Annotated in this window: 11 protein-coding genes; 7 read left to right on the top strand and 4 right to left on the bottom strand. The window is 56.6% G+C overall.

From position 1 onward, the window contains the following. Positions 1 to 46: 46 nt before the first annotated feature. Complete coding sequence (locus tag C8D90_RS01655; RefSeq protein ID WP_115456676.1) at positions 47 to 1,294, bottom strand: nucleoside permease; 1,248 nt, start codon at positions 1,292 to 1,294, stop codon at positions 47 to 49. Between the two features lie 397 nt (positions 1,295 to 1,691). Here C8D90_RS01655 and C8D90_RS01650 point away from each other — a divergent pair, with 397 nt between their 5' ends. From C8D90_RS01650 to C8D90_RS01640, 3 genes are read left to right on the top strand one after another with little or no spacing between them, the layout of a single operon-like run. Next, a complete protein-coding gene (locus tag C8D90_RS01650; protein WP_196238477.1) occupies positions 1,692 to 2,426 on the top strand; it encodes a gluconate 2-dehydrogenase subunit 3 family protein in 735 nt (244 codons plus the stop codon). A gap of 2 nt (positions 2,427 to 2,428) precedes the next feature. Beyond that, entirely contained in the window at positions 2,429 to 4,207 is a 1,779-nt protein-coding gene (locus C8D90_RS01645) for a GMC family oxidoreductase (RefSeq protein WP_115456674.1), read from the top strand. Positions 4,208 to 4,223: 16 nt separating this feature from the next. Then, positions 4,224 to 5,519, top strand: a complete 1,296-nt coding sequence (locus tag C8D90_RS01640; protein WP_115456673.1) for a c-type cytochrome — start codon at positions 4,224 to 4,226, stop codon at positions 5,517 to 5,519. A gap of 114 nt (positions 5,520 to 5,633) precedes the next feature. On the opposite strand, the gene C8D90_RS01635 is transcribed toward C8D90_RS01640, so the two are convergent. After that, complete coding sequence (locus tag C8D90_RS01635; RefSeq protein ID WP_115456672.1) at positions 5,634 to 6,518, bottom strand: LysR substrate-binding domain-containing protein; 885 nt, start codon at positions 6,516 to 6,518, stop codon at positions 5,634 to 5,636. A gap of 128 nt (positions 6,519 to 6,646) precedes the next feature. On the opposite strand from C8D90_RS01635, the gene C8D90_RS01630 reads away from it, so the two are divergent. Then, positions 6,647 to 7,222 carry a nuclear transport factor 2 family protein gene (locus C8D90_RS01630; RefSeq protein WP_115456671.1) on the top strand — a complete coding sequence of 192 codons (576 nt, stop codon included), beginning with the start codon at positions 6,647 to 6,649 and terminating at the stop codon, positions 7,220 to 7,222. A gap of 177 nt (positions 7,223 to 7,399) precedes the next feature. Here the strand turns inward: C8D90_RS01630 and C8D90_RS01625 are convergent, their stop codons facing one another. After that, a complete protein-coding gene (locus C8D90_RS01625; protein WP_115456670.1) occupies positions 7,400 to 7,645 on the bottom strand; it encodes a hypothetical protein in 246 nt (81 codons plus the stop codon). 491 nt (positions 7,646 to 8,136) lie between these two features. Continuing rightward, positions 8,137 to 8,562 carry a lysozyme inhibitor LprI family protein gene (locus C8D90_RS01620; protein WP_115456669.1) on the bottom strand — a complete coding sequence of 142 codons (426 nt, stop codon included), beginning with the start codon at positions 8,560 to 8,562 and terminating at the stop codon, positions 8,137 to 8,139. A gap of 468 nt (positions 8,563 to 9,030) precedes the next feature. On the opposite strand from C8D90_RS01620, the gene phoP reads away from it, so the two are divergent. From phoP to C8D90_RS01605, 3 genes are all read left to right on the top strand, one after another. Further along, positions 9,031 to 9,702: a two-component system response regulator PhoP gene (gene phoP / locus C8D90_RS01615; RefSeq protein ID WP_115456668.1), complete on the top strand. Its 672-nt coding sequence runs from the start codon at positions 9,031 to 9,033 to the stop codon at positions 9,700 to 9,702. Then, complete coding sequence (gene phoQ / locus C8D90_RS01610; RefSeq protein WP_115456667.1) at positions 9,702 to 11,171, top strand: two-component system sensor histidine kinase PhoQ; 1,470 nt, start codon at positions 9,702 to 9,704, stop codon at positions 11,169 to 11,171. The genes phoP and phoQ overlap by 1 nt, the downstream gene beginning before the upstream one ends. A 92-nt stretch (positions 11,172 to 11,263) precedes the next feature. Then, positions 11,264 to 12,385, top strand: coding sequence for a ribosomal protein uL16 3-hydroxylase (locus tag C8D90_RS01605; protein WP_115456666.1), 1,122 nt, complete (start codon positions 11,264 to 11,266; stop codon positions 12,383 to 12,385). The last annotated feature ends 54 nt before the right edge of the window (positions 12,386 to 12,439 follow it).

Raw genomic sequence — 12,439 nt, 5'->3', positions numbered from 1 at the left:
CTACGGCGGGTTGTCCCCGCGGAAAAGTGAAATCTGTTCCGGTTACTCATGATGGCACCGATACCGGATCAATCTGCTTGTCTTTCTCCCGGAAGAACAAGATGAACAGCAGCATCACGCCGACCACCATCGCGGCACCGACGCCCCAGACCGTAAACCAGTCAAACGTCATGCCGTCCTTCGGTTGTTCCAGGGTGAAGGCCGTCATGGCCCTTCCGCCCAGCCAGTTGCCGATAAAGCTGCCGAACCCCTGACATATCAGGGTAATCAGGCCCTGCGCGGCGGTACGCATATGGGCCGGCGCTTTTTTGTCCACGTAGATGTAGCCGGTGACGAAATAGAAGTCGTAGCTGACGCCGTGCAGCAAGATGCCGATGAACAGCATGCTGTACATCAGCATGTCCGCCGTTCCGCCGTAGATGAACAGCACATAACGCACCGCCGCGGTGATGAAGCCCAGCAGCAGCACCTTCTTGATTCCGTAACGCTTAAGCAGGAACGGCAGCGCCAGCATGGCGAAAATTTCGGAGACCTGGCCCAGCGTCATCCAGCCGGTGGCGTTGGTCAGCCCCACCTGGGTCAGATAACCGTTGGCGAACTGGTAATAGAACGCCAGCGGCATGCAGAACAGGAAAGAACAGAGCGCGAAGGTGGCGAAAGAGCGGTCGCGCAGCAGGCCGAGCGCATTCAGCCCCAGCAGGTTCTTCACCTGTACGGCGCCAACCGGTTTCGGCGGGGTGTCCGGTAAAAAGAAGCTGTAAACCCCCAGCATGGCGGACGCCAGCGCCGTCACGATCAGCGGCAGGTTGGTGTCGGAAATGTTGTCCATGCCCAGCAGCGGCGGCAGCATAAAGCCGACGATCAGGCCGGAGGCAATCCAGCCCAGCGTGCCCAGCACCCGGATGCGCGGAAAATCTTTTTCCGTATCCGCGATGTTGGCGAAGGCGATGCTGTTGGTCAGCGCCACGGTCGGCATGTAGGTAATGGCGTACACCACCAGCAGCGGGAAGAAGCCGGAGAAGTGTGTTTGCCAGGCCAGCAGCAGCATCAGCACCGCACCGGCCAGATGCAGCCAGCCCAGCACTTTCTGTGCGGCGAAGTAACGGTCGGCGATGACGCCGACCAGCACGGGAGAGAGGATCGCGGCAATGGCGGTACTGCTGTAGGACCAGGCTATCTCGCCGGGCGTAAAGCCTAACTGATTGAGATATTGCCATAAAGGTACGAACCAGGCTCCCCAGATGAACCATTCAACGAACATCATTATGGATAACTTGAGATTATTATTTTTCATTACCAGAGGCTTCCTTGTTATGTAGGGCGACAAAGGTATCCTGTAAATCCGATAATACCTTAATAATACCATTAACCTTTGTCTGAGATCGCCTTCACGAAATGTGTTTATTTTTCACCCTGTCATTCGCACCGGCCGGCCTCCACAGATAATTCCGCACATTTTGTATTACTTAGCAATTTTGTTGCATTATTTTATTTGTAGTATGAATAAATTGTTTTAATTACTTTTCATGCCTGTACTTTTAGACCACACCCGAAAAATGGTCTTTATTCATACCTACATGGACCGCGGCTGAAAAGCCGCCCTCAAAAAGACGGGCAGGGACGTTCCGCTACCACAACCAGGCCGCAGGCCGACGTCATTTAAACACTGAATGTTGATGCAAGGTGATGCCATGTCTAAACCGCAAGATGCGATACCTTCACGAAGGCTTTTTCTGAAAAAATCCCTGACCCTGATCCCTCTGGCCGCCGCGGCCGGTACGGGCGTCGTTTCCCTTTCCCCGCCGGCGCGGGCAGACGACGCAAACCGCGGGCCGGGCATCAGCCTGCACTACGTGCCGGTCTATTTTAACAACGAAGAGTGGGCCTTCCTGCTGGCGGCCTGCGAACGGCTTATCCCCCGCGATGAAAACGGGCCGGGCGCCACGGAGCAAGGCGTGCCGGTCTTCATCGATAAGCAGATGGAAGCGCCTTACGGGCATGGCGGCCTGTGGTATATGCATCCCCCGTTCGTTGAGGCCGTGCCGGAGCTGGGCTATCAGTCCAAGCTAACGCCGCGTGATATTTACCGTTTAGGCATTAGCGCAGTCAATGATTACTGCAATCAAAAGTACCAGAAGCGCTTTGCCGAGCTGGATGCACCAACGCAGGATCAGGTGTTGCATGCGCTGGAAGCCGGCGAACCACAGTTCGAGGCGGTGAAATCCAACGTTTTCTTCGCCCAGTTGCTGCAAAACACCAAAGAGGGCTATCTGGCCGACCCTATTCACGGCGGTAATCAAAGTCTCGCCTCCTGGAAGCTGATCGGTTTTCCCGGCGCCCGCGCCGACTTCACCGACTGGGTGGATCACCCTAACGAGCCTTATCCCCTGGGGCCGGTCAGCATTTCCAGCAAAAGGACGGTATAACCATGACGACAATAAAAAAAGACCCGGTTGACGTGGTCATCGTAGGCTTCGGCTGGACCGGCGCCATTATGGGCATGGAACTCAGTGAAACCGGCATGAGCGTGCTGGCGCTGGAGCGCGGTGAAAAGCGCGACACTTATCCCGACTTCGCCTACCCGCGTATTGCCGACGAGCTGAGCTACGGCATCCGGCTCAAGCTGTTTCAGGACGCCTCCAAAGAAACCGTGACCGTACGCCATACCCCCGGCGACCGCGCGGTGCCTTACCGCCAGTTCGGTTCTTTCCTGCCGGGCAACGGCGTGGGCGGCGCCGGCGTACACTGGAACGGCATGCACTGGCGCGCCCTGCCCACCGATCTGAAGCTGCGTTCCACCCTGATTGAACGCTATGGCGAGAAAGTCATTCCGCAGGGCATGCTGGTGCAGGATTACGGCGTGACCTATGAGGAACTGGAGCCGTTCTTCGATAAATTCGAGAAAGTCTGCGGCACCGCAGGAACCGCAGGCAACCTGAACGGCGAAATCATTGATGGCGGCAACCCGTTCGAAGGGCCGCGCAAAAACGAATACCCAACGCCGGCGCTGAAGCAACTCTATTCCGGCTCCCTGTTCGCCCGGGCGGCCAAATCACTGGGCTACCACCCCTTCCCCGTTCCGGCCTCCAACTGCTCGCAGCCCTACACCAACCCGTATGGCGTGCAGCTCGGGCCATGCAACTACTGCGGCTACTGCGAACGTTTCGGCTGCTTTATGTACTCCAAGGGGTCGCCGCAGTCCACCATTCTGCCGGTACTGCTGCAACGCAAGAATTTCGAACTGCGTACCCAGGCGATGGTAATTAAGGTCAACCTGGATTCCAGCGGCACCAAAGCCACCGGCGTCACCTACGTTGACGCGCAGGGGCGCGAGATCGAACAACCGGCAGGCATGGTAGTGCTCAGCGCCTATCAGTTGCACAACGTGCGTCTGCTGTTGCTGTCCGGCATCGGCAAACCGTACGACCCGGTCAGCGGCGAAGGCGTGGTGGGCAAGAACTACGCTTATCAGATGAACAGCGGCATCTCCCTGTTTTATGACAAAAACACCTACTTCAACCCGTTCATCGGCGCGGGCGCGGCAGGCACGGTTATCGACGATCTGAACGGCGAAAACTTCGATCATTCGGGCCTCGGATTTATCGGCGGCGCCTATGTTTCCGCCGTGCGTACCGGCGGGCGTCCGATTCAGCAAATGGCGCTGCCCAAAGGCACGCCGACCTGGGGCTCCGGCTGGAAACAGGGCATCAAGGATAACTATCTGCACTCGATGAGCATCGGCTCTGAAGGCTCAGTGATGCCCTATCGCGACTGTTATCTCGACCTCGATCCTACCTATAAGGACGCATACGGCCAGCCGCTGCTGCGCATGACGTTCGACTGGAAACCCAACGAGCTGAAGATGACCCGCTACGTCACCGACAAAATGCAGGAGATCGCTAAAGCGATGAACCCGAAGCAGATGTCGGTTTCGGTGATGAACATGGACAGCCACTACGACGTGCGCCCCTATCAGTCTACCCATACCACGGGCGGCGCCATCATGGGCGAAAACCCGGCCGACAGCGTGGTGAACAAGTATCTGCAATGCTGGGACGTGCCCAACGTCTTCGTGCTCGGCGCCAGCGCCTTCCCGCAGAACCTGGCCTACAACCCCACCGGGGTGGTCGGCGCGCTGGCTTACTGGTCGGCCCATGCCATCCGCACCCGCTACCTGCCCAACCCCGGCCCGCTGGTACAGGCATGACAGGGAGAGAACCAAAATGAAAGCAGGAAACACGTTAACCCGAATCGCCGCCCTGTTACTGACCGCGTGCGCCGGCGGCGCGCTGGCCGCGGAGGCCACGCCGTTGCAGCAGCGCATCGCCCATGGTGAATACCTGTCGCGCGTCGGCGACTGCACGGCCTGTCACACCGGCCCCGGCGGGCAACCCTATGCCGGCGGGCTGAAGATGGAAACGCCGGTGGGCGCCATCTACTCCACCAACATCACGCCGGACCGAAAAAACGGCATCGGCAATTACAGCTTCGCTGACTTCTCCGACGCGGTGCGTAAAGGCGTCGCCAAAGACGGACGCCGTCTCTACCCGGCAATGCCTTATCCATCGTTCGTCAAAGTCAGCGATGACGATTTGCAGGATCTGTATCTCTACTTTATGCACGGCGTAAAACCCGCGGCGCAGGAAAACAGGGAGAGCGATATCCCATGGCCGCTCAGCATGCGCTGGCCGTTATTCATGTGGGATCTGGTGTTTCGTCATGACGGCACCTATCAGCCCGATGCGCAGCAAAGCGCTGAATGGAACCGCGGCGCCTACCTGGTTCAGGGGCTGGGACATTGCGGCACCTGCCACACGCCGCGCGGCATCGGTTTCCAGGAACAAGCGCTGGATCAGCAGGACAAGGAATACCTCACCGGCGGCACGCTGGAAGGCTGGCACGCGGCTGACCTGACCGGCAATCCGCTCACCGGGTTGGGCAACTGGAGCGAACGGGACATCACCCGGTTCCTGAAAACCGGGCATACCGAACACAGCGCCGCCTTCGGCTCAATGACCGACGTCATTCAGGACAGCACCCAGCACCTGAACGACGCCGATCTGCGCGCCATCGCCGTTTACCTTAAATCGCTGAAGCCCGCCGGCGACGGCGCGAAGCAGCCTGCGGCCTATGACGCCGGCACGCAGGCGGCGCTGATCAAGGGTGATGTCAGCCGCCCCGGCGCACAGTTGTACCTTGATAACTGCGCCGCCTGCCACCGCACCGACGGCAAAGGCTACGTCAATACTTTCCCGGCGCTGGCGCAAAACCCGGTGTTGCTCAGCGATGACCCCTCTTCACTGATCAGCATCGTGCTCAAGGGAGGCAAAATGCCGGTAACGGCCGGCGCGCCGACCGGGCTGACCATGCCCGACTTCGCCTGGCGTTTAAGCGATGACGACGTGGCGCAGTTGCTCTCCTTCGTGCGCAGCAGTTGGGGAAATCAGGCCTCAGCCGTGAAGCCCGCGCAGGTCAGCGACATCCGGGAAACGATCGCGCCGGAAAAACGCGATAAATAATCAGGCAATTAAGAAGGATGAAGCAGGCATCGCGTTATGCAACCGGGTGGTTTGGCGAGGTTGCAGCGATGCCTGCTTTTTAAGCATGTTTCACGCAGGTAATACGTGTCGGGTTCAGGGTACGCTCTGTTTCGCCAGCGCCAGATACGCGTTAACCGCACCGTTGGTTTCATCTTCACGGCTGATCAACAGCAGGTTAGCCTTCAGCTCCGGGGCGTTCAGCCTGCGGTAAACCAGCCCGGGAACCTTAACCTGCCGCACCGGCGCGGGCACTAACGCCAGCCCCAATCCTGCGGCCGCGGCAGCCAGGACGCTCAAAGTACTGTCGGAGCGCTGCGCCACATACAGCTTGTCCCGCAGTTTCTGGCTGAGCATGACATACAGTTGTTCGTGCGTATCATGCGCGTCGTACAGGATCAGCGGTTCTCCGGAGAGCATGTCTATGGTGATATGCGGATGTTCAGCCAGCGGATGGGTGTCTGAAAGCGCCACCCGCATTTCCCAGTCCCCGATTCGTTGCACGTTGATCCCCGCCGCGACCGTTTTACTGTGATCCGGCGTGTAACCGATATCCTGTTGCCCGGAGAGGATCGCATCCACCTGCTGCTGCGGACTGACTTCCCGGATAATCATTTCAGCATCCGGGTATTGTTTGCGGAAAAGACGCAAGTCATCCGTCAGCTTACCGCTGAATATGGCATTGCCGGCAAACCCTATCCGTACCGTGCCTGTCTCTCCGCGCAGCGCGCGCGCTACGGAATGACGGGCGAACTCGGCCTGCTCCAACGTTCGCTGAGCCTCCGTCTGCAGCAACTTTCCGGCCTCTGTCAGTTCGACGCTCCGGCTGGTGCGGCGAAATAATGCGCCGCCAAGTTCATCTTCCAGGGCCCGAATCTGCATGCTTAGCGCGGGCTGCACGATGTTTAACGCCCTGGCCGCGCGACCAAAATGCTTTTCTTCCGCTACCGCCAGAAAATAACGCAGCTGACGTAAATCCATACCCCTCCCGCAATCAATCATTAAATATGATTGATATGTCACTTTAACCTATTGGAGATTATCGAAGATAAGGGGAATACTCCAGTACCTCTCTTAGTAAAACCTGTTGTGTACCGGAGCGCTAAAAAATGAAAAACATCCCTGAAGATCGTCTGCAAATATCCGACCTGATAAATGGCTGGATCCATCGTGACTTGGGGGAATGGGATGCGCTGCGCGCCCTGTTTCACCCCGGTGGCACCATTGAGGTAACCTGGTTTGAAGGATTATTCAGCGATTTTGTCGATGCCTCGGCGCGCATGGGGGCATCTGACCTCAGAACCAAACATCTCATCGGCAGCCCGGTTGTCACATTCAACGGCGACAAGGCCGTGGTTGAAACCAACGCCATTATTATCGCGGAGAACGTTAAACTGAACCTGGGCTGCAATAGCCATAATCGATTTTACGATCTGGTTGAGAAACGGGATGGCGTCTGGAAACTTTTTCACCGCCAGAGCATTTACGACATGGGAACCTTCACGTTTCCCATGGGATTGACGGAAACCGACACGCGTGATGCTGAAAAGTATCCGAGGGAATATGCCGCGCTTGCCTGCCTGCTGGAAAAAAGCGGTTTCCCTGTTAAACGTCTCTTTGCCACCCGCGGCAGCGAGCTGGAGAGAAAAATGAAAGCCGAAGGCCAGTCCTGGCTGAACGCCTGAACGTCATCATCAACGCGATTAACGGATTCATCACGGTTATTCGCGGTTGGCCGATACAGTCAAAACAACATGTGCAAATCAGCGTTTGCCCAGAAAATAATGGCTTATCGGCTAACCAGGCGTTTATCTCAAAGAGCAATGGTCAGGAGCGCGCTAACCACGCCATCACAAAATATGTTATTTAGGTTTAATGACGGAGATGATGGATTCCGTGATGCCACCAACGATATATCCGCCCACACTGCCAATCTGTGAACCTAAGAAATAGCCAATCGCCGACGTTATGGGTGAAATAATCGGCACGATGGCACCAACCACAAAACCAATCTGAGCACCTGAAACACTGCCATAATAAGTAGCAAGATCCTGCACATAGCCAGCTCCGCTTACCTGTGCGACCTCAACATTAGAAAGCTCTCTCATTATTGAAAATCCTCCTTGTTTCAAAATTCTATAAAATGAGTACGGGCTGATTATTGTTCTGTAACAGCGGGATTACTCTATAATAAGCGCCTTATTCCGGGTACAAAATTCTAATGGGCCAAACTCCGAAATAGCGCCCTCTTTCGGATAATGACAGTGTCAATACGCGATGACCGCCGCAAGGGGCAACACGATGGCACCGAACGTTATTCAGGCATCGCGATATAATTCAGAAAGGTTAAGCTGGCACCTTTTTTTATTATCCCTCTTGATAAAGACATGTGTAGTTTATACAATGCAGCGCATCTTTTATTTTGGTTATTTAATTTTCATTTTATTGACTTTGTTGCCTCATTTTATATGAGGCTTTATTTTTATTTATTACCGGAGAACCTGTCAGGCATCCATAAATACAACGGCAAGCGTACAGAAAACAGCCCCAGAAAAAACGCAGGGCCGTCTTGTAAAAAAATCAGGCGCTGCCCGTATATTCAGGGAAAGTCAGGCTCGTCCTTCAGCGTTTCAATCCGCCGGTAGTTTTCCGTTGCTATACAGAGGTTCTGTTCTGCCTGCCGCAGAGATGTTCCCTGCCGGGTTCCCATCACCCGGTACTTACAGCGCTTATCCCGGTAAAGTTCCCAGGCCTTTTTGTCAGCAATGAAAGCCTCCAGGACACTGTCCCCTTCAACGGCCGGCATTTTTTTAAGCTGGCTTTCCAGCGTATTTGTTACCGCCGTTAACGCCTCACCCGACGTCGTTTTCATCAGCGCCATGCACCTGTGCATTTCGCTGTCGCTTCCTGACTGAAGAATGTCCCGGCAGACATCGTCCTGAGCCCTGTCGTAGGCCTCATCATAAATAGACGCCATACCGGCAATGGGCATGATAAGTGATAACAGCAATAGGCGCGTTTTCATTGATAATTCCCTCTGTCAATGTTCTGAAACGGATGATCGATAATCCATATCACCAACGTTCATGCGTTATAAAGCGTTCCCTACCCAAAAGGAATCTGTGCGATATGTTTTATCTGCCAGGGCGGGACAAATAACGGAATGACCGGATAAACAAAATATTCTGCACACGATGCATCGTAATAACGTTGCCAGCAGGCGCGAAGCTTCCCCCCGCCTGCCTCATGCTAACCACCGTACCTGTCTTCTTTGTACCCTGGCCCTACGTCTTTTTCCCTGCGTTTAATTTCCGTTTATAGTATGCAGAGCATGATTTAACAACGGTTTAATGGTAACCCTGAATACTCAGTCGCGAAAATTTGTGCAAACGCGCGATCGATACCCTGCTGGTCATGTACGCGCCAGCCGGCATGCGCATTACGGCAACATACTTTACAATTACCCAGCCCCGCTTTAGCAGAGGATCACGTTATGAGAATTCTGGTCGTTGAAGATAATGGCTTGTTGCGACACCATCTTTCTGTCCAAATGCGCGAAATGGGACATCAGGTTGACGCGGCGGAAGACGCAAAAGAAGCCGACTTCTTCGTAAAAGAGCAAACGCCGGATATCGCCATCGTCGATCTCGGGTTGCCGGGAGAAGACGGCCTGAGCCTGATTCGCCGCTGGCGCGCCGAACAGATTAAGCTGCCGATCCTGGTGCTGACCGCCCGCGAAAGCTGGCAGGACAAAGTCGCCGTGCTGGAAGCCGGCGCCGACGATTACGTCACCAAACCCTTTCATCTGGAAGAGGTTATCGCCCGTATGCAGGCGCTGATGCGCCGCAACAGCGGGCTGGCGTCGCAGATTATTTCCCTGCCGCCGTTCCAGATCGATCTCTCGCGCCGCGAGTTGTCGGTAAACCAGAACCTGATTAAACTCACCGCTTTCGAATACACCATTATTGAAACCCTGATCCGCAACAACGGCAAAGTTGTCAGCAAAGACTCGCTGATGTTGCAGCTTTACCCCGATGCAGAACTGCGCGAAAGCCATACTATCGACGTGCTGATGGGCAGGCTGCGCAAGAAGCTGCAATGCGAATATCCGCATGAAGTCATCACCACCGTGCGCGGGCAGGGATACCGGTTCGATATCAATTGATGCGACTAAACTTTTGGGCTGGCTGGAAAACCAAACCTTTTTCACTGCGCAGCCGTTTCCTTCTGGCGACGGCCGCGGTGGTGTTCGCCCTGTCGCTGGCCTACGGCGTCGTCGCCGTAGTTGGCTATGCCATCAGCTTCGACAAAACCACCTTCCGCCTGCTGCGCGGGGAAAGTAACCTTTACTTCAGCCTCGCCCACTGGGAAAACAATAAGCTCACCATGACCTCCATTCCCAACGTCGATCTCAACACGCCGACGCTGGTGATGATCTACGACGAGCACGGCAACCTGCTGTGGGCGCAACGGCGCGTGCCGCAGCTGGAAAAACGCATCGACAAGTCCTGGCTGAGCACGCCCGGCTTCTACGAACTGGACGCCGATAAACACTTCAGCAGCTTCGTCCTGGGTGACAACCCCAAGGTGCAGGATCAGCTCAAGGATTACGACGACAACGACCCCGACGCCATGACGCACTCGGTGGCGGTCAACCGTTATCCGGCGACTGCCCGCCTGCCCTCGCTGACCATCGTGGTGGTCGATACCATTCCGCAGGAGCTGCAGAGTTCCGATCTCGTCTGGGGCTGGTTCAGCTACGTGCTGCTGGCAAATATCCTGCTGGTGGTGCCGCTGCTGTGGCTGGCGGCATATTGGAGCCTGCGGCCGATTAAAAATCTGGTTCAGCAAATCGGCGAACTGGAAACCGGCCAGCGCGAAGGATTGGATGAAAATCCGCCCAATGAACTGCGCGGGCTGGTACGCAACCTCAACCTGCTGCTCGGCAACGAACGGCGGCGTTACACCCGTTACCGCACGACCCTGAGCGACCTGACCCACAGCCTGAAAACCCCGCTGGCGGTGCTGCAAACCACGCTGCGCTCGCTGCGTAGCGGCAAGGAGCTGACGATCGAGCAGGCCGAGCCGATTATGCTGGAGCAAATCAGCCGTATTTCCCAGCAGATCGGTTACTACCTGCACCGGGCGAGCGCCGCTTCGGAGCACAACGTGCTGTCCAGGGAGCTGCATTCCGTGCCCGCCCTGCTGGACAGCCTCTGTTCCGCGCTCAATAAGGTGTATCAGCGCAAAGGGATTTCGCTTTCGCTGGATGTCTCGCCGGAACTGCTGTTTGTCGGCGAGAAAAACGATTTTATGGAAGTGTTGGGCAACGTGCTGGATAACGCCTGTAAGTATTGCCTGGAGTTCGTCGAAGTCACCGCCCAGCTAAGCGATCACCAGTTGGTTATCGTCATTGACGACGACGGCCCCGGCATTCCGGAAGGCAAGCGCGAGCTGGTCTTCCAGCGCGGCCAGCGCGCAGACACCCTGCGCCCCGGCCAGGGGCTGGGGCTGTCGTTGGTCGATGAGCTGCTGCAACAGTATGACGGCTCCGTCACCATTTCCGACAGCCAGTTGGGCGGCGCCCGCATGACCATCCGTTTCGGCCGTCAGCAGCTTCAGCCGGATGCCTGAACGGCTATTTTTCCGCCTTTTGCCAGCGCCCGTCACGTATTCTTTTCACCATCCGCTATAATCCGGCTGAACCCCCACATACGGAATGCACAATGGACTATCAACTCGATCTCGACTGGCAGGATTTCCTGCAACGCTACTGGCAAAAGCGTCCGGTGGTGCTGAAAGGCGCCTTTAAGAACTTTGTCGATCCGATCTCGCCGGATGAACTGGCGGGACTGGCAATGGAGAATGAGGTCGATAGCCGGCTGATCAGCCATCATGACGGCCGCTGGCAGGTTACCCACGGGCCATTCGAAAGCTACGACCATCTTGGGGAAAGCGACTGGTCGCTGCTGGTACAGGCCGTCGATCACTGGCACGTTCCGTCCGCCGCGCTGATGCGCCCGTTCCGTCAACTGCCCGACTGGCGCATCGACGATCTGATGATCTCGTTCTCGGTGCCCGGCGGCGGCGTTGGCCCGCATCTCGATCAGTATGATGTTTTTATCATCCAGGGCACCGGCCGCCGCCGCTGGCGCGTGGGCGAAAAAACGCCGCTGAAACAACACTGCCCGCATCCGGACTTGCTCCAGGTCGAGCTGTTCGACGCCATCATCGACGAAGAGCTGCAACCGGGCGACATGCTGTATATTCCGCCGGGATTCCCGCATGAAGGCTACGCGCTGGAAAACGCCCTGAACTACTCCGTCGGCTTCCGCGCCCCCAACGGACGTGAGCTGATCGGCGGTTTCGCCGACTACGTGCTGGCGAACGATCTCGGCGGCCGCCGCTACAGCGATCCCGCGCTTACCCCGCGCGCCCATCCTGCGCAGGTGGAGAGCGATGAGCTGGAGACGCTGCGCGCCATGATGTCGGAGATGTTGCAGGATAAGCAAACGTTCAGTCACTGGTTCGGGGAGTTCATTTCCCAGTCCCGGCACGAGCTGGATCTGGCGCCGCCGGAACCGCCCTATCAGGCCGATGAAATTTATGAACTGCTGCAAAGCGGCGAGATGCTGGAACGCCTGGGCGGGTTACGCGTGCTGCGCATCGGTGAAACGTGCTTCGTTAACGGCGAACGCATCGTTACCGAACATGCCGCCGCGGCGAACGCGCTGGCGCGCGAATATATCGTAAGCGCAGAGATGTTGGGCGATGCGCTGGAAGACCCGGCTTTTCTGGCGACGCTGGCGGCATTGATTAATACCGGATACTGGTACTTCCGGGATTAACGCCGGCCGGAGATGACGTCAGGGCGCGACGGCAAAGCCGCCGCGCCCTGAGAT

The sequence above is a fragment of the Enterobacillus tribolii genome (assembly GCF_003363015.1).
Lineage (GTDB): Bacteria > Pseudomonadota > Gammaproteobacteria > Enterobacterales > Enterobacteriaceae > Enterobacillus > Enterobacillus tribolii.
Note: the sequence above shows the minus strand (reverse complement) of the source record. Positions and strands in the feature narration are given on the sequence as shown.